The sequence below is a fragment of the Micromonospora sp. NPDC085948 genome (assembly GCF_040686315.1).
Taxonomy (GTDB): domain Bacteria; phylum Actinomycetota; class Actinomycetes; order Mycobacteriales; family Micromonosporaceae; genus Micromonospora.
Genome location: NZ_JBFBJW010000010.1, coordinates 90,847 through 108,006 on the forward strand (window position 1 = coordinate 90,847; position 17,160 = coordinate 108,006).

Here is a 17,160-nt window from a genome sequence, read left to right on the forward strand (position 1 = left end):
TGCTCCGATCTCTGGCAACTTGCGTCCGAGATTAGCTCACCGTCAGCGGCCCCGGCCACGGCTGGCGTTCGCCCGATCGTCCTCTCAGCCGGTCGCCAGCAGCCGGGCGATCGTCGCCGGCTCCGCCAGGTGCGGGAAGTGGCTACCGGGTAGCACCGTCACCGCGACCTCCGGCAGGGCATCCGTCAGCCAGGTCAGATAGCGGGGCGGTGGCTCGGACGAGGTCACCCACCGGTAGGGAACCCTCCGCTCGCCGATGGACCGCAGAGCGCGCTGCCGCTCGGTGGAGATCCCCTCGTCGGACCCGCTCAGGATCTCACCCCAGTAACCCAGCAGCAGGTCCGGTCGGGGATCGGTCGCGGTGGTGACGATCTCGCGTGCCTCGGCCGGCAGCGCCTCGATGCCCATCCCCGCCAGCATGCCGTCCCACACCCGCCGCCAGTCCGGGCCGCGCAGTGCGGGCTCGGCCTGGCGTACGGCCACGCCGAATGGGCCGGGCAACAGGATCTGGTCCAGATTCACCACACCGCGCACCGGGTGCCGGGCCGCGTACGTCGTGGCGACCACCGCACCGACCGAATGTCCCACCACGATCGGCTGGGCGAGGCCCGCCTCGGTCACCTGCTCGTGCACGACGTCGGCCACCTCCGCCATCCCGTAGGACTGCCGCCGGGGTGCGTCACCGTGCCCGGGCAGGTCGAGGGCGAGGACCTGCCGGGCAGGATCGATCACCGCGAGCTCGCGCCGGACCGGGTCCCACTGTCGCCGGTCGAAGGTGAGGCCGTGCAGCAGCACCAGAGGTGCGCGGTCGTCATCCGTCATGACCTCACCCTTCTACGTCCGGGCGCTCGCCCGCAGCGAGTCGATGGTGAGGTCGAGAACCGCCTCCAGGTGATCGATCTTGCCGGTGGAGAGGAGCAGCAGCACGCCGCCCTGGATGCCGGCCAGCAGCGCCGCGGCGGCGCGCTCGGCGTCCACGTCCGCGGCGATGTCGCCGGTCGACTGCATGTGCCGGATCCCCTCGGTGATCGCCCCCTGCCAGCGCCACATGAGCCCGGTCACGATCGCCTGCGCGCCCGGCGCGCGTCGGCCGGTCTGCCCGAGCAACCCGTTGAGCGGGCACTTCACGCCCTGCGCGAGGTACCGCTCGACGAGCCGGTCGCGCCACGCCAGCCAGGCCGGCCAGGAGGTCAGGTTGCTGAGCATCGGCTCCTGGTCGATGAGCACCTGGTCGGCCTCGTGCTGGGCCACCGCGAGCAGCAACTCCTCCTTGCCGTCGGGGAAGTAGTGGAAGAGCTGGCCCTTGCTGGTGCCGGTGCGGGCCAGCACGTCCTCCAGGCGTACCTCGTCGACGCCACGCTCGCGGACCTCGGCGGCGGCGCCGACGACGATCCGCGCGCGGGTCGCCTCGCCCTTGCGGGTCAACGCCCGTGTCATGGGACCTCCTGGTCTGGACCTGCGGACCCAACCCTACTCAACTTTTGGACTTGCGGGTCCAAATTTGGCGAGCAAGGGTCTGGAGCGCGGTCCGATCCGGGCCGACACCACGATCGGGAGGGCACCACCGTGAACCACTACTACCTGCTCGGGCGGTCCGGCCTGCGGGTGAGCCGGCTGGCGCTGGGCACCATGAACTTCGGCGTCGACGGGTTCCACGCCCCGTACGGCAAGACCGAGGAGGAGGCGGAGCCGATCTTCCGCCAATACCTGGAGGCGGGCGGCAACCTCATCGACACGGCGGACTTCTACACCGCCGGGCAGAGCGAGAGGATCCTCGGTCGTCTGATCGATCGCGCCGGCGTCCGTGACCGGCTCGTGCTCACCAGCAAGGCCACCAACACCGTCGACCCGACCGACCCGAACGCCAGCGGCAACGGCCGCAAGCACCTCACGCGGGCCGTGGAAGGGTCACTGGGCCGGCTCGGCACCGACTACATCGACCTGTACCTGGTGCACACCTGGGACCGGATCACCCCGGTCGAGGAGGTCGTGCACACCCTCGACGACCTGGTCCGCGCCGGCAAGATCCGGTACGCCGGGCTCTCCGACGTGCCGGCCTGGTACGCGGCCCGCGCACAGAGCTACGCCGAGGCACACGGACTGGCCCCGATGATCAACGTGCAGCTTCCGTACTCCCTGGTGACCCGGGGTGTCGAGGCGGAGTTCGTGTCGATGGCGCAGAGCCTGGGGATGGGGCTCACCGCGTGGAGTCCGATCGGCGGCGGGCTGCTCAGCGGCAAGTACCGGCGGACCGGCGAGGGCCTGAGCGGGACCGGGCGGTTGACCAACCCCGACGCCGCGGGTCGGGAGATCAGCCCCGGCGACTGGAAGGTCATCGAGGCGCTGGAGAGCGTGGCCGCCGACCTGGGTCGCAGCATGGCCCAGGTCGCGATCAACTGGGTGGCCACCCAGCCCGCCGTCGCCTCGGTGATCGTCGGGGCGAGCAGCTCCGAGCAGCTCGCCAGCAACGTCGGCGCGCTCGACTTCGAGATCCCGGCCGACGCTCGTCGCCGACTCGACGAGGCCAGCGCCCCGGACCTCGGGCTGCCGTACGGCATGTTCACGGCGCAGTACCAGTCCTGGGTGGTGAGCCCCGGCCTCGGCATCGGCGACAAGCCGGCGGGTTACGCCCCGCCGGTGTTCAACGGGGCCACCCAGCCCACCACGTGAGAGACCTGCGGACCGCGCGGAGCACCGGCACGGGCGACCGCCCGCGCCGGTGTCACCGCACGGCGACGGTCACGGCCGGCTCTGCTCGGGAAGCTGGTTGCCGTAGTAGGCGCCGGCGCCGTGCTTGCGGGTGAAGTGGCGGTCCAGCAGCCACTGGGGCGCGGCCGCCGCGGCGTTCAGCGACAGCGTCTTCATGGCCATCTCCGCGACCGCCTCGCAGACGATCGCGTTCTCCACCGACTTGAGCGGGTCCTTCGCCCAGGTGAAGGGGCCGTGGTTGGCGGCGAGGGCGACGGGGTTGGCCAGCGCCTCGGCCTCTCCCCCGATCAGTTCGATGATCGCCCGGGCGGTGTTGAACTCGTAGTCGTGGGCGCACTCCTCGGCCGTCAGGTCGCGGGTCACCCGGATCGGGCCGGCAAAGGTGTCGGCATGCGTGGTGCCGAGCACCGGCACGTCCCGTCCGGCCTGGGCGAAGGCGACGGCGTTCGTCGAGTGGGTGTGGGTCACCCCGCCGATGGACGGCCAGTGCAGGTAGAACGCGCGGTGCGTCTCGCTGTCGACGGAGGGCCGCAGCTCTCCGGCGATGACCTGCCCGGTCTCCAGATCCACCGGGACCAGGAGGTCGGCCGTGAGGTCCTGGTACGCCACGCCGGAGGGCTTGATGACGTAGATGCCTGCCTCGCGGTCGACCCCGCTCACGTTGCCCCAGGTCAGCGCGGCCAGGCCGGCCGAGGCGATGAGGCGGTTCGCGGCGAGGACTGCGGCGCGCAAGTCGGTTGATCCGGCCGTACTCATTGCAGGTGACGCCTTTCGGGTGGGGGTGGCATCCGCCGCCACGCGATGCGGTAGCGCGGCACGTTAGCGCTAACATCCTGCCCGGTCAATAGCGGGAGCGCCATGCCGGGTAGGGGTGACGCGCCCGCACGGGGCACGACACGGGCGCAGTTTAGACGCCGGCGCGACAGCGCGCGGGGGACGTCACTCGTCGACGCGGGCCGCCGGGGTGAGTCCGGGCGTCGGCGCCGGATCGTCCTCGTAGAGCGCGACGTACCGCCGGCGCAGCTCGGATCCCTCCGTGCCCAGCGCGGCGAGGTCGAGGATGTTGTGGCCGACGCCCAGCGCCTCGGGCAGGGTGCAGACCCGCAGCGGAATCGCGTTCGCGTCGGCGATCCGGCGGGGCACGGTCACCGCCCTGGCGAGGTCCACCACACCGTCGAGCGGACTGACGGCGACCGCGGCGGTCCGCAGACCGGTCCGGCGCGGCGGATTCGGGAGACTACGCGCGATCGTCAGGTACTGGGTGACGGCCGAGAGCGAGTAGCCGCGTGACGTGACGCGATCCGGGAGGAGGCGCCGCCCGTACAGCGTGATGAGCGGTCGGACCGCGAAGGCCGGCGCCTGACGCGGGTCCGGGCCGAAGAACGGCGACAGCAACAGCAGATGCCGTACGACGTCGCCCGGCACCTGGGCCAGCCAGGCAGCCAGCACCGCGCCGCCGGAGATCCCCACGATGCCCACCTCGTCGCCGAGGCCCGCCGCGACGGCCAGCGCCCGGGCGGCGTACGTCGTCAGCTCGTCGGCCTCGACCCGGTGGTGGGCCCGCTCGCCGACGGTCCCGTGGCGCGGAGCCCGGGGGATCCAGACGTTGTACCCGCGGTCGAAGAACTCCTCGGCCAGCCCGTCGTACTGCTCGGGCGCGAGGGTGTATCCGTGCAGCAGCAGAACGACCCGCCCGGTACGGGAGCCGTGGCTCAGCAGGCGGCTCCGCGATTCCGGCCGGACCGCCGGATCCGCCGTCTCGGCGGCGATGATGGCCCCGGCGGCGCGGATGGCGGTGTCGAAGTCGAGCGGTGGCGACGGTGCGACGCGCAGCCCACGGCGGCGCGGTGGCCAGAGATACAGCCCGGCGACCAGCGCCAACCCACCGAGAGCGAGGGCGATGATCTCCGGCATGCCCCGATGCTGACAGGGGTGTGGGTCGGGGTCTGCCGAGGGGTGCGCCCCGGTGACAGGGCGCACCCCGGTCGGCTACTCCGGAGCGTCCTGCGGCGCGAAGACGATCCGGGAGCGCAACTGCCGGAACCCGGTTCGTTCCAGTTCCGCGAGCACCGCGACCTGGTGGGAGTCCACGTCGGCGATGATCTCCCGGGCACCGCCGGCGGCCAGCACCCGGACCGCCTCGACCAACAGCTCGGGTCGGGCCGCGTCGTCGAGCAGGCCGAGGTAGGCCAGCAGCGGGTAGCAGGCGTCTCCGGCCGTGCCGACCAGACCCACCGCCTCCCCGGCGTCCAGCGCGATCCGCCATTCCTCGGTTGCGTCGCCGAGCCAGGCCAGCGGGTCGGTGGCCAGGTCGACGCCGGCGACCGCTCGCGCGATCTCGACGCCGGTCAGCACGTCCGGCTCGGCGATCCGGGTCACCAGGGCGTTGATCTCCGCCGCGTCGGCGGGCCGCCGGAAGTCGTAGCGCCCGGAGGACGCCGGCAGCGGGGTGCCCGCCCAGGAACACCTGAGCCGCTCCCCCCGCTCGACCAGCCCGGCGAGCCGGGCCGCCGCCATCGGCGCCCGCACCACGGCCAGCACCTCGGGCCGACGCCGCCAGTGCGCCGGCAGCGCGGCGTAGTACCGGCCGGGGCCGCCGAGCGCCTCGTGGGCGGCGTGCAGCAACTCGGCACCCACCTCCGGCTCGGCGTCCAGATCGAACCGGTCCAGCCAGGGGGCTCCGACGGCGCCTGGCGGGAGCAACCAGGCGGCCCGGCCGACCACCCGGCCGGCGCGCAGGGCGACCCAGGTGGTCTCGGGCCGGTAGCCGCCGCCGGCGATCCCGTCGGCGTAGGCGACCTGGCGCAGTTGGGGCAGCGGATCAGGCATGGAGTCGAACAGATTTTCCTCGCCCGCGACGAGCGGACGGATGACCAGATCAGTCATGGGTGGAACCTCCGGGAAGCGCGCGCCCCGGATCAGATCCGCGCGGACGCCGGAGCGCGGAGGGGGCGCAGAACATCGGACATTGTTCTGACCTCCTTCCAGCTCGACGGCGTGCCAGAGCACCATACGCGCGGCAGCCGTCGAACCGCAACGATGTGTCACAGGGTCGGGTTGGTCTCCGACCCACGCCGGTGGGCGCGCTGGTCGAACACGGCGATGCCGGCCAGGATCACCGCCGCCGAGGCCGCCACGGCGACCGGCGGGAGCAGCACCATCGGCAGCGCCGCCACGAGCAGCGCCGCCGCACCGACGTACAGCATCCGGCAGCGTGGCGCGTATCGGTTCTCCTTCTCCAGGAAGCTCCGCCCGAACAGGAACAGCACCGGGCCACCGAACAGGATGACCACCAGGGCCCAGTCGATCGGCGGGTGCGGGTGCTCGATGATCTGCCCGAAGCCGACCGCCGTACAGATGATGCCCCCGACGATGATCAGCAGGCTGTAGCTCGCCCACCGGGACAGCTGAATCCCCTGCCCGCCCGGGGTCGCGGCCTGACCGGACCGGACGTGGTAGAAGTAGATCCGCCAGAACGAGACGGCCGTCACGAAGGCGGCGACGAGGGTGATGATCCCCGCCATCGTGAAGCCGGGAAAGCTGACGGCGGCACCGGCTTCGAGCACCACCTCGGCGAGGGCGATCATGAAGAACTGGTTGTACCGCTCCGCGAGGTGGACGTGGGAGACCGCGACCCCCGCCCGGTGGAACCACCCCGTGCCGAGCCACGGCACGGGCCAGGCCGTGGCGGTGCCGGTGAGCTCGATGGCGAGGGCGAGGGTCCAGAAGACGCCCCGACCGAGGCCGCCGCTGATACCGCCACTGATCCACAGCACGGCGGAGGCCGTGTGCCAGGTCAGCACCCGGGCCGCGAGCGTCCGACCGGGGTGGCCACGCAGGGCGAACGTCAGGAAGAGCGGTCGGCCGATCTGGATGATGACGTACGTGCAGGCGAAGACCACGCCGCGCCTGCCGAACGCCTCCGGCAACGAGACGGCCAGCACCAGCGTGCCGAACATCGTCGCCAGCAGCACGGCCTGCAGGTCCGCCCGGCGAGGGTCGTAGGTGCTCGCCAGCAGTGCGTTGAGCGACCAGATCATCCACATCGCCGCGAAGAACAGCACCGTCTGGCCGGCCTCCGACAGCAGCGTGTGCCGGACGATTGTCAGATCGTCCGCCACCCGCCCGGCGAGGCGGGCGAGCGCGAAGACGTAGACGATGTCGAACAGCAGTTCCAGGACGGTCGCGGAGTCGGGGCTCCTGCTGTCGCCGAGCCCGCGCAGCATCCTGGGGCGCGTCAGCACGGACGGCGGGACAGCTCAGCCGACCACAGCCGCCGGCACGGGAACGCCGGGGCGGTGACGGTGTTCGGCGACCTGCTCCGCTGCCATCGTCCCGGGCCCTCCCGCTGGCCGTACCGCCTGCTTCCTGTCTGCGTACTTTATCCGGATACGTGAGATTCTTCGTGGTTATGCCGGATCCCCCCGTGCGCCGACCGGGCCGATGCGGCCTCGCCCGTCGTGCCGCCGTCGGCGGTACGGGCGATCATTCGCGCCGTCACGCCCCGGTAGGAGCGCGGGTCCACGGGGAGCAGCCACTGCCGTGCCCGGGTCAGCGGGCCGAGGTTGAGCCCCATCTCGTCGAGCACCTCGTCGATGTTGTGCATCGAGAACGGGATGATGTTCGTCCCGCGGGCGTGCCGCCCGTTGGTGCGCGCCGCCATCCAGGCCAGGCGGGTGCGGACCTCGTCGCGCATCCGGTCCTCGGCGGGCAGGGTGATCCCACCCCGCAGGTACGCGGCCGTCCACACCGCCGCCATCTCCGCGCTGAGCGGGCTGAAGAACGACGAGTTGTAGCCGGCGAACGTCAGCCGTGGCACGCCGAGCGGCAGGATCTGGCGGTAGAGCTGGAAGTTGCCCGCCTCGTCCTGCAACCGCGTGTGCAGCGCGTCGTCGAAGAACGGCACGTGCTGGCGGAAGCCGGTGCCGCAGATCACCAGGTCGGCGGGGAGCACCGTGCCGTCGGCCAGGCGGGCGGCGGGCCGACCGTCGTGGACAAGCAGTTCGGTGATCACCTGGTCGCGGTGCACGGCGATGCGGCCGTCGGCGACGCGCTCGAAGAAGCCCTCCGTGACGAGGCTGACCGTGCTGCGGGCGATGTCTGCGAAGCTGCCATTCGGCACCAGACCCAACTCACGCAGCTTGAGCTGCCTGGTCGCGACCGAGCCGACGCTGTCGACCATCCGTTGGCGCAGACCGTTGCCCGGACCGTGCAGGAACCGCTCGAAGCCCCTCAGGTGGAGGTAGCGGAACAGTGCCTCACCCATCCGGGTGAGCAGCAGGTACTTGTAGTTGAGCGCCCCGCCGAGCTTGCGGGGCATCTTCCAGAGCAATCCCCGGGCCACCACGTGGGTCTGGGCGGCGAGGTCGCTCAGCGGAACCGCCACGTCGCAGGACGACTTGCCGTACCCGACGACGAGGACGTTGCGGCCCCGGGCCGCCTCGACGTCGTGGAACTCCCCCGTGGCCAGGACCCGCCCGCCGGCGGCGGCGAAGGCCGCGTGCCCGTCGAACGACGGCACGACCGGGTCGGAGAAGATGCCGTTGGCGACGATCAGGTGGTCGTACCGCTGCACCGTCACCGGCTCCGATGCCCCCGCCGGCCGTGACGTGACAAGCCACCCGGTGTCGTCGTTGATAAGCTCGGCGGTGACGACCTCCGTGGACAGACGCAGCACGCCGGCGAGCCCGAACTTCTCCACGTAGCTCTCGAGGTACCGCTGGACCTGCTCGCCCGAGGGCCACTGCGGATAGTCGGCCGGCATCGGCAGGTCGGACAGGTGGTAGGTGCCCTTGTTGTTCTGGGTGTGCAGACCGGGATAACGCCGGGTGCGGCTCCACACCCCACCGACGTCGGGGGCCTTCTCGAACACGGTGACGTCGAACCCGCTCTGCCGCAGCACCTTCGCTGCGCTCAGACCGGCGAATCCGGCGCCGACGACGGCAATTCTCATGGCATCCTCCGAAGCGGGTCCACCACTGCGGTAGCGGTGGTGAGCGCACGCTAACGAGCGGGCCGTGACCGTCGCTATCCGCTGCGCGCGAGGTGTGTCCACTCCGCGCAGCCGGCCGGCCCGTGTCGGGTGTACGGCTTTGCGGCACTGCCGTTCCTAGTCCCGCCTTATGGTCAGCGCACCGAGACGCCCGGGAGGGGTCGGATGGATGCGGTGACGGTCCGGACGGACGACATCGACCAGGCCCGCGCCGAGGTCGGCAAGATCTTCTGTCCGCACCGACTCACCCCGCAGGCGGGCGTGCGCGCCGTTCAGTTGCGGATGGCGGCACGCCGGGTGGGCGGGGTCGGTGTCGTCGACCTGGACTACGGGCAGGAGGTCCGGATCCAACCCCCCGCCCTGGAGAGCTTCTATCTCGTCCAGATCCCCCGGGCCGGCAGCACGGTGGTCCGACACTCCGGCCACACCGTGACCTCGACACCCGACGTCGCCTCCGTCCTGTCCCCGTACGATCCCTCGGACATGCGGTGGTCCGAGGGGTCGCCGCATCGGATCTTCTACGCCGACCGGCGCGCCGTCGACCGGGAACTCACCCGTCTCCTGGGCCGCCCGGTGGACGACCCGGTCCGCTTGGACATCGGCATGGTCATGACCACGCCGAGGGCGCAGGCGTGGGCGCGTGGGGTGACGTTCCTCGCCGACGAGCTGGCACAGCCGACGGACGCGTCCCTGTTCGACCATCCGCAGGTCGCCGCCCGTTTCGAGCAGGGGCTCATCGGCCAGTTGTTGCTGGCCCACCGGCACAGCCATTCCGACCTGCTCGCCGAGCCGGGCCACCACGCCAACCCCGGGCGGCTGGTCCGCCGGGCCTGCACGCTGATCGCCGACCACCACGGCGAGGCACTGACCGTCGGTGATGTCGCCGAGGCGCTGCGGGTGAGCGTACGGACGTTGCAGGACTGCTTCCGGCGGGAGTTGCGGACCACCCCGACGGCGTACCTGCGTGCCTGTCGCCTCGACGCGGCGCACCGATCGCTGCGGGCGGCCGAGCCGGGGGTCTCGGTGACGACCGTCGCGCTGCGGCACGGGTTCGTGCACCTCGGTCGGTTCGCGACCGAGTATCGGAGCCGGTTCGGTGAGTCGCCGTCGGCGACCCTCCGTCGCTGACGATCGTCCGGCCGACCACCTTCGAAACTGTTATCCGGTCGCGTCTGGCAAGTCTCCTGAGGTGAGGTGTTGGCGGGATTCCCGCCAGCGGAGCATCGATCAGCGGTGCGATCACACGAAGGAGTCGAGACGATGCGCGCAACCGGCCCGGGTGAAGCGGACACCCCGAAAGGGTCCCGGGGAGTCCACGCGGAGCCCCGACGCCTGATGGTCCGTCGCCTTCCGATCGGCGTCTGGCGCCTGCGGTGGCCCCTCGCCGTGGCGGCCGCGGTCGCCGTACTGGTGACCGGGGTGGCCGTCGTGGCGCAACCGACCGCGCCGACGCCCGCTCCCGCTGCCACGCAGGCGCTCGACACGCCACCGTCGACGACGAGCCCGGAGTCCGGCGCACCCACCGCGACCACGCCCGCCGCGACGGCCAGCCCGGCCGGGGTGACCCCGACCCCCACGCCGACGACCAAGCCGACGGCGACGGCGACGCCGACGACCAGGCGTCCGGCCGCCCCGGCGGCGACCGCCGTGACCTCGAAGCGCAAGGGTGTCGGGGTGTGGACCTTCGACGGGGTCAGTCAGGCACTGGCCAGTTCCGGGGCGAGCTGGTACTACACCTGGGACGTCGCCCACCAGGGCGTCACCAGCCCGAAGAACGCCGAGTTCGTCCCGATGATCTGGGGCGCCAAGAGCGTCACCGCCAGCAACCTGGAGAAGGCCAAGCAGAACGGCCGCTACCTGCTCGGGTTCAACGAGCCAGACCTGAAGGGTCAGGCGGAGATGAGCGTGGAGCAGGCGTTGGAGCTGTGGCCGCAGCTGGAAGCGACGGGTCTGCCGCTGGGCAGCCCGGCGGTGGCCTGGGGCGGTGACCGGCCGGGCGAGTGGCTCGACCGCTTCATGGCCGGCGCGAAGCAGCGCGGTTACCGGGTCGACTTCATCGCCCTGCACTGGTACGGCGGTGACTTCACCACCGCCAACGCGGTCAACCAGCTCAGGTCGTACCTCCAGGCGGTGCACGACCGCTACCAGCTGCCGATCTGGCTCACCGAGTTCGCCCTGATCGACTTCTCCAACGGTGTTCGCTTCCCGACCCAGGCCGAGCAGGCCGCGTTCCTCAGCGCGGCGACCCGGATGCTGGCCGGCCAGTCCTGGCTGCACCGGTACGCGTGGTTCGGCCTGCCCGCCACCGACAAGGACCAGAGCGGCCTCTTCCGCACCGGCAGCGAGGCGACCGCCGTCGGTCGCGCCTACCAGGCCGCGCGCTGAACCGGATTCGCGTGGTCTCGCCAGGAGTGGCGCGGCTCGTAGCCCAGCAGCCGTCGTGCCTTGTCGATGCTGAGGAGCGTCTCGTGCTCGCCAAGCTCCTTGCGGATCTCCACACCCGGGTAGACCTCCGCCATCAGGCTGGCGCTGGACCTGGTCATGACGGTGTCGGCGTTGGCGATGATGAAGACGTCGGCGCCGGGCCGGTCGTGGGCGAGCGCACGCTCGACCGCCTGGGCCCCGTCGCGGGCGTCGATGTAGCCCCACAGGTTCCACCGCCGCGCCTGGGGGTCGGCGTCGAAGGAGGGGAACGGCGCGTAGTCCTCGACGTCCATCACGTTGGAGAAGCGCAGACCCACCATGACCAGCTCCGGGTCCCAGCGGCAGAAGTGCCGGGCCATCTCCTCCTCAAGGGCCTTGTTCAGCGAGTACGTCGACTCGGGCCGCGGCGCGTACTCCTCGTCGACGGGCGCGTACGGCGGCGGGGTGTCGAACGGCAGCCCGAGCACCGTTTCGCTGGACGCCCACACCACCCGCTTGATCCCGGCCGCCCGCGCCGCGGCGAAGACGTTGTACGTGGCGGCGGAGTTGTTCGCGAACGTGGTCGCGTTGGACCTCAGCCCGGGGGCCGGGACCGCCGCCAGGTGCACGATCGCGTCGACCCCGCCGGCGTGCTCGTCGGCGCCCCCGGTGAACGCCTCCACCACCTGCCCGTAGTCGGTCAGGTCGGCCAGGAGGAACTCACCGGCCACGTCGCGCGGGTCGCGGCCGCCGGCGCGGTCCACCGCGAGCACGTCGACGCCCACGGCGCGCAGGTGGGCGACCACGGCCCGGCCGAGCTTTCCGGTGGCCCCGGTGACGACGACACGCCTGGGCAGTGCGGGGTTGCTCATCACCACATCCTCGCCCAAAGCGACCGCAGGCCCGCACGCGCCCCACCAACCTAGCCGCCGGGCGTGATGAGCCCGCTCTCGTACGCCAGGACCACGAGCTGGGTACGGTCTCGGACGCCGAGCTTGGTGATGATGCGGCTGACGTGGGTCTTCACCGTCAGCGGACTCATCCGCAGCGCCTGGGCGATCTCCGCGTTGCTCAGCCCGGTGGCGACCGAGGCCAGCACCTCCCGCTCGCGGGCCGTCAACGGGGCCAACCGTTCGGGTGAGCGCTGCGGCGGGCGTGGGCGGCGGGCCAGCTCGGCGATCACGGTGCGGGTCACGCTCGGGCTCAGCAGGGCCTCCCCCTCCGCCACCACGTGGACGGCCCGACACAGCTCCTCCCGGCTCGCGGTCTTGGCGAGAAACCCACTCGCGCCGGCCTGCAACGCCTCGAAGATGTACGCGTCGATGTCGTAGGTGGTGAGCACGACGACACGTACTCCTGCGGTGGCCGGGTCCTCGGCGAGCCGCCGCGTGACGGCCAGGCCGTCCAGGTGCGGCATCCGGATGTCGAGGAGGGCGACGTCGGGTCGGGTCTGTCGGGCGAGCCGCAGCGCCTCCGCGCCGTCCTGCGCCTCCGCGACGACGGTGATGTCGCCGTCGCGTTCGAGCAGACCCCGCAGACCGCTGCGGACCAGCGGTTGGTCGTCGGCGAGAAGCACCCGTACGCTCACCGGGCGCTCGCCGCCGTCGACTCCTCGGCCGGGGCGAACGGCAGGCTGGCGCGCACGCTGAAGCCACCGTCGGGTCGCGGTCCGGCGGTCAGGCTCCCGCCGACGCTGGCGGCCCGTTCGCGCATGCCGGTGAGCCCGTGGCCGGGCCGATGGTCCGCCACCGTCGCCTGCGGGCCGTCGTCGACGATGTCGAGGCGCACGTCCTCGTCGCCGTAGCGCAACGTCACCGTGACGGCCGCGTCGTCGGCGTGCCGCAGCACGTTCGTCACCGACTCCTGGGCGATCCGGTAGAGGGCCAACCCGACCGCCGGTGGCAGCGGCCGTGGGGTGCCCTCGCGGTGGAACTCGACGCGCAGGCCACCGTCGGCCGCACGGGCCAGCAGAGCCTCGATCATGGTCTCGTCGGGCACGGGGTGGCGGTCCGTCGCCGCCGCGTCGGAGGGGTCCCGCAACAGGCGTACGGCGGTCTCCAGCTCACCGATCGCGTCGGTGTTGACGCGGCGCGCGGTGTCGAGCAGCTCGCGGGTCGCGGCGGGATCGTCCTCGACCAGTTCCCGGGCCAGGTTGATCTGAATGCCGACGACCGCGACGGTGTGCGCGGTGACGTCGTGCAGCTCCCGGGCGATGCGCAGGCGTTCTTCCAGGACCTGCCGCGCCGACTCGCGCTCCTGCTGGTGGCGCTCGGCGGCGAGGCGGGCGCTGAACTCCTGGGCGAACAGCTCCCGGTGGCGGACCGCCGTGCCGGCGACGAGGGCGAGAGCGAGCAGGGCCGCCTCGCGGAACACCCCGTCGAACAGTTCGAGCAGCGGTACGCCGGCGTTGAGCACCCAACCGGCGGAGACGAGCAGCGTGGCACCTCCGATCGCCGCGCCGATCGTCGCCTGCCCGGCCCTCGCGACGGTGTAGAGGGGCAGCAGGAGTGGCCAGATCGGCGAGACGCTCGGCAGCTCGGTGAGGTTGTAACCCATGATCGCGATCAGCGACAGGACGAGCACGGTGACGGGTCGACGACGCCGGAAGAGCAGCAGACCGCCCAGCACCGCCCCGAGCGCGTACGCGGCGACGGCCGACGACGCGCTGGCGGGCTCGGCCGCCACCGAGGTCGCGATCGTGATGGCGGCGGCGCTGGCCAACGCGAGGAGGAGGTCGGCGGCACGCATGGGGTTCATCCTCCGTGGTGGGCGTGACCGCCGTCGAGGGTGACCGGTACGGAGGGTTCGTCCTGCGGCGACACGGTCAGGAACTGACCCATCATCCCGGCGTCCTCGTGGGCCAGCACATGACAGTGGAACATGTACGGCGTCCGGACGTCGGAGTGTTGCAGGAAGCGCACGGCCAGCCGGACGACGCTGCCGGGTGGCACGTAGACGGTGTCCTTCTCCCCGCGCGACTCGGCGGCGGGCGGTTCGCCGTCGACGTCGAGCACGTGGAACGACGCGCCGTGCAGGTGGATGTTGTGCGGGATCGACTGCCCGTTGACGACCTCCCACGCCTCCACCGAACCGGTCCGCGTCACGCGGTCGATCCGGGCGGGGTCCATCGTCGCGCCGTTGAGGAGGAAGTCGCCCATCTCCAGGCGGAAGGGCGCCGGCCGGGTCACCGTCGGCGCGGGCGCGGCCGGGATCAGCTCGGCCGGCACCGGCGGGCTCGGCCGCAGCGCCTCGGCCGCCGTCATCTTGATCAGGTCGTGGGTGTCGCTGCCGCCCGCCAGCCGGCCGTAGAGCGGGTTCGCCCGCAGCGGCGCCGGGAAGCTGCGCAGGATGACCGACTCGCCGGCCCGGAACTCCACCACGATCTCGGCGCGCTCACCGGGTGAGAGGAGGAGCCGGCGCAGTGGCTGCGGCGAGCTGAGCAGCCCGGCGTCGGTCGCCACGAGCGTGAACTCGCGGTCGTCGGTGAACCCGACGTACAGGATCCGGGCGTTGCAGCCGTTGAGCAGCCGCAGCCGTACCCGCTCGGTCACCACCTCGACGTACGGGTCGTAGGTGCCGTTGACCAGGATCTTGTCGCCGAGCAGGCCGGTGATGGTCAGGCCGCCGAACGTGAGGTCGGACTCGTCCAGGGTGCCGTCGTCGGCGATCTTGCGGTCCTGCACGATCAGCGGGACGTCGTCGACGCCGTACTCCTTCGGCAACCGCACGGCCGTGTCGTCGTCGACGATGAACAGCCCGGCGACACCCCGGTAGACGTGCGCGGCGGTGCTGTGGTGCAGGTGCGGGTGGTACCAGAGGGTCGCGGCCCGCTGCTCGATCGTCCAGCTCGGCCGCCAGGTGGCACGCGGCTCGATGGGCTGGTGCGGCCCGCCGTCCATCCGGGCGGGCAGGTGCATGCCGTGCCAGTGCAGCGACGTCGTCTCCGGCAGGTGGTTCCGCACGTCCACGCTGACCCGGTCACCCCGGCTCGCCCGCAGCGTCGGGCCGAGGATCGGCCCGTTGGCACCCCAGGTGCTGGTGGTCGTGCCGGGCAGCAGTTCGGTGCGACCCGGGGCGAGCGTGAGCTGGAATCGTCGGACCCCGTCCGCCGCCAGCGACGGAGGCAGTATCGGCGGGATCCGGAACCGGTTGCGGAACGTCAACGTGCCGACGTTGCTCCGCCCCGAGTCCGCCCACAGGTATCCGGCGAACCCGGCGGCGGGCAGGACGACCAGCCCGCCCACCGCGCCGAGCCAGCCGAGCACCCGGCGGCGGGTGCTCACCGGCGGACCCGGCGCAGGATGGCCCAGGCGACGAGCGCGAGGCCGATGATGATCACCCACCAGCCCAGGAGCACCTCGGGCATCGGCACGAATCCGGGGTCGTCCAGCCACACCTGTGGGGGGACGAAGAACCACCCGAGGTTGAAGACGACCCCGACGAGGACGATGGCCAGCCCGGCCCAGAGGCGGCGGCTGACGAGCAGCGGAGCAGGTTTGCCGTTCATGACGCCGACCGTACGAACCACCGGGTGGGGGTCACATCCGCTGCACGAGGTACTCCCTGCGATGTACCTGCCGGTCCACGCGTGATCGGAGCCCGCGGGTGCGTAACGTGCAGGGGTAAACGCCGACCCGACGAGGAGACCGCATGTCCAAGCCACCGCTTCCCGAGGCCGCGATCGCCATGCTCCGGAAGCCGAACCCGGCCGTGATGACCACGCTTCGCAACGGTGGTCAGCCGGTGTCCGCCGCCACCTGGTACCTGTGGGAGGACGGCCGGATCCTGGTGAACCTGGACGAGAGCCGCCGCCGGTTGCAGCACATCCGCAACGACCCGCGGGTGTCCCTGACCGTGCTCGACGAGGCCGGCTGGTACACCCATGTCAGCATCGTCGGGCACGTCGCCGAGCTGCGCGCCGACGAGGACCTGGCGGACATCGACCGGTTGTCCCTGCACTACACCGGCAACGCGTACCCGCGACGTGAGCGCGCCCGGGTCTCTGCCCTGATCGAGATCGACAGGTGGCACGGTTGGGGTTCGCTCAAGGACAACGACCAGGTCGGCTGACGGCTGACGCCGCTGGTCAGGGTGTGAGGCTGGCGGTGGACCGGGTGCCGGCGCGGGTCACCAGGTAGCCGAAGGCCGCCGCGGTGAAGAACATGACGATGCCGTAGACGGCACCCGGGATCGCCATCTGGGTGCTGTCGAGCAGCGCGGGGCTGAGCGCGATCGTGATGGCCAGGGTGCTGTTGTGGATGCCGATCTCGAACCCGGCGGCGGTCGCGGCGCGCCGGTCCACCCCGGCGAGCCGCGGCACCCCGTACCCGATCGCGAGGCTCAGCAGGTTGAACGCGAGCACGGCCAGGCCGACGGAGACGAAGTAGTCGGCGATGTTCTCCCGCTCGCCGAGGACGGCGCCGGCGATGACGGCGACGAGGACGACGACGGAGAGGATCCGGATCGGACGGTTCAGCCGTTCGGCGGCGTGTGGCACCCGGGCGCGGATCAGCATGCCGATCGCGACCGGGACGAGCACAATGGCGAAGACCTGCACCACCTTGTCGAACTGCAGTCCGATGCTGCGGCCGTCGGGCAGGAAGTACGCGGCCGACAGGTTGACCAGGATCGGCAGGGTGACCACGGCGAGCACCGAGTTGATGGCGGTCAGGGTGATGTTCAGGGCCACGTGCCCACCGAACAGGTGGCTGTAGAGGTTGGCCGTCGTGCCGCCCGGTGAGGCGGCCAGCAACATCATGCCGACGGCCAACTCCGGAGCCAGGTCGAACGCGAGGACCAGGCCGAAGCAGAGCGCCGGCAGCACCAGCACCTGGCACACCAGCGCGATGACGGCGGCGCGTGGGTGCTGGGCCACCCGGCGGAAGTCCGTGCTGGTCAGGCCGAGACCCAGACCGAGCATGATGATGCCGAGGGCGATGGGCAGACCGATCAGGGTCAGGGCGGAGTCCATGGCACAACATCGTTACCAGCCGGTAATGCGTTAACAATCCCCCGTGTGGCCGGTCGACTCTTGACCGTGGAGTGTGATCGGCTTA

At 71.6% G+C, this 17,160-nt stretch carries 17 protein-coding genes; 4 read left to right on the forward strand and 13 right to left on the reverse strand.

Translation table 11 applies throughout. From position 1 onward, the window contains the following. Window positions 1–84: 84 nt before the first annotated feature. A complete protein-coding gene (locus AB0O48_RS23755; protein WP_365068397.1) occupies window positions 85–822 on the reverse strand; it encodes an alpha/beta hydrolase in 738 nt (245 codons plus the stop codon). A gap of 12 nt (window positions 823–834) precedes the next feature. Next, a complete protein-coding gene (locus tag AB0O48_RS23760) occupies window positions 835–1,437 on the reverse strand; it encodes a TetR/AcrR family transcriptional regulator (RefSeq protein WP_357249936.1) in 603 nt (200 codons plus the stop codon). Between the two features lie 129 nt (window positions 1,438–1,566). Here AB0O48_RS23760 and AB0O48_RS23765 point away from each other — a divergent pair, with 129 nt between their 5' ends. After that, window positions 1,567–2,670 carry an aldo/keto reductase gene (locus tag AB0O48_RS23765; RefSeq protein WP_357249939.1) on the forward strand — a complete coding sequence of 368 codons (1,104 nt, stop codon included), beginning with the start codon at window positions 1,567–1,569 and terminating at the stop codon, window positions 2,668–2,670. Window positions 2,671–2,739: 69 nt separating this feature from the next. On the opposite strand, the gene araD is transcribed toward AB0O48_RS23765, so the two are convergent. From araD to AB0O48_RS23790, 5 genes are all read right to left on the reverse strand, one after another. Then, window positions 2,740–3,441 (reverse strand): L-ribulose-5-phosphate 4-epimerase AraD, encoded by a 702-nt coding sequence (araD, locus tag AB0O48_RS23770; protein WP_365068400.1) that lies wholly within the window; start codon window positions 3,439–3,441, stop codon window positions 2,740–2,742. A gap of 207 nt (window positions 3,442–3,648) precedes the next feature. Continuing rightward, window positions 3,649–4,623: an alpha/beta hydrolase gene (locus AB0O48_RS23775; RefSeq protein WP_365068402.1), complete on the reverse strand. Its 975-nt coding sequence runs from the start codon at window positions 4,621–4,623 to the stop codon at window positions 3,649–3,651. A 75-nt stretch (window positions 4,624–4,698) separates the two neighbouring features. Further along, window positions 4,699–5,595, reverse strand: coding sequence for an acetyltransferase (locus AB0O48_RS23780; RefSeq protein ID WP_365068403.1), 897 nt, complete (start codon window positions 5,593–5,595; stop codon window positions 4,699–4,701). A 158-nt stretch (window positions 5,596–5,753) separates the two neighbouring features. Next, entirely contained in the window at window positions 5,754–6,953 is a 1,200-nt protein-coding gene (locus tag AB0O48_RS23785) for a low temperature requirement protein A (RefSeq protein ID WP_365068405.1), read from the reverse strand. Between the two features lie 137 nt (window positions 6,954–7,090). Next, window positions 7,091–8,662: an NAD(P)/FAD-dependent oxidoreductase gene (locus AB0O48_RS23790; RefSeq protein WP_365068407.1), complete on the reverse strand. Its 1,572-nt coding sequence runs from the start codon at window positions 8,660–8,662 to the stop codon at window positions 7,091–7,093. A 204-nt stretch (window positions 8,663–8,866) separates the two neighbouring features. Here AB0O48_RS23790 and AB0O48_RS23795 point away from each other — a divergent pair, with 204 nt between their 5' ends. Both AB0O48_RS23795 and AB0O48_RS23800 read left to right on the forward strand, forming a co-directional pair. After that, window positions 8,867–9,829, forward strand: a complete 963-nt coding sequence (locus AB0O48_RS23795) for an AraC family transcriptional regulator (protein ID WP_357571028.1) — start codon at window positions 8,867–8,869, stop codon at window positions 9,827–9,829. A gap of 132 nt (window positions 9,830–9,961) precedes the next feature. Further along, entirely contained in the window at window positions 9,962–11,086 is a 1,125-nt protein-coding gene (locus AB0O48_RS23800; protein ID WP_357249958.1) for a glycoside hydrolase family protein, read from the forward strand. On the opposite strand, the gene AB0O48_RS23805 is transcribed toward AB0O48_RS23800, so the two are convergent. From AB0O48_RS23805 to AB0O48_RS23825, 5 genes are read right to left on the reverse strand one after another with little or no spacing between them, the layout of a single operon-like run. After that, window positions 11,068–11,976: an NAD(P)-dependent oxidoreductase gene (locus AB0O48_RS23805; RefSeq protein WP_365068409.1), complete on the reverse strand. Its 909-nt coding sequence runs from the start codon at window positions 11,974–11,976 to the stop codon at window positions 11,068–11,070. The genes AB0O48_RS23800 and AB0O48_RS23805 overlap by 19 nt on opposite strands. Window positions 11,977–12,026: 50 nt before the next feature. Beyond that, a complete protein-coding gene (locus AB0O48_RS23810; protein WP_357571029.1) occupies window positions 12,027–12,692 on the reverse strand; it encodes a response regulator transcription factor in 666 nt (221 codons plus the stop codon). Then, on the reverse strand, window positions 12,689–13,852 hold the full coding sequence (locus AB0O48_RS23815) for a sensor histidine kinase (RefSeq protein ID WP_365068411.1): 1,164 nt from the start codon (window positions 13,850–13,852) through the stop codon (window positions 12,689–12,691). Before AB0O48_RS23815 ends, AB0O48_RS23810 begins: the two co-directional genes overlap by 4 nt. 5 nt (window positions 13,853–13,857) lie before the next feature. Then, complete coding sequence (locus AB0O48_RS23820; RefSeq protein WP_365068413.1) at window positions 13,858–15,387, reverse strand: multicopper oxidase domain-containing protein; 1,530 nt, start codon at window positions 15,385–15,387, stop codon at window positions 13,858–13,860. After that, entirely contained in the window at window positions 15,384–15,611 is a 228-nt protein-coding gene (locus AB0O48_RS23825) for a hypothetical protein (protein ID WP_357249973.1), read from the reverse strand. Before AB0O48_RS23825 ends, AB0O48_RS23820 begins: the two co-directional genes overlap by 4 nt. Window positions 15,612–15,754: 143 nt before the next feature. Here AB0O48_RS23825 and AB0O48_RS23830 point away from each other — a divergent pair, with 143 nt between their 5' ends. Continuing rightward, window positions 15,755–16,174, forward strand: coding sequence for a PPOX class F420-dependent oxidoreductase (locus AB0O48_RS23830; protein ID WP_357249976.1), 420 nt, complete (start codon window positions 15,755–15,757; stop codon window positions 16,172–16,174). A 16-nt stretch (window positions 16,175–16,190) separates the two neighbouring features. Here AB0O48_RS23830 and AB0O48_RS23835 read toward each other — a convergent pair whose 3' ends face one another. Continuing rightward, window positions 16,191–17,075 carry a bile acid:sodium symporter family protein gene (locus AB0O48_RS23835; RefSeq protein ID WP_357249979.1) on the reverse strand — a complete coding sequence of 295 codons (885 nt, stop codon included), beginning with the start codon at window positions 17,073–17,075 and terminating at the stop codon, window positions 16,191–16,193. Between the last annotated feature and the right edge of the window lie 85 nt (window positions 17,076–17,160).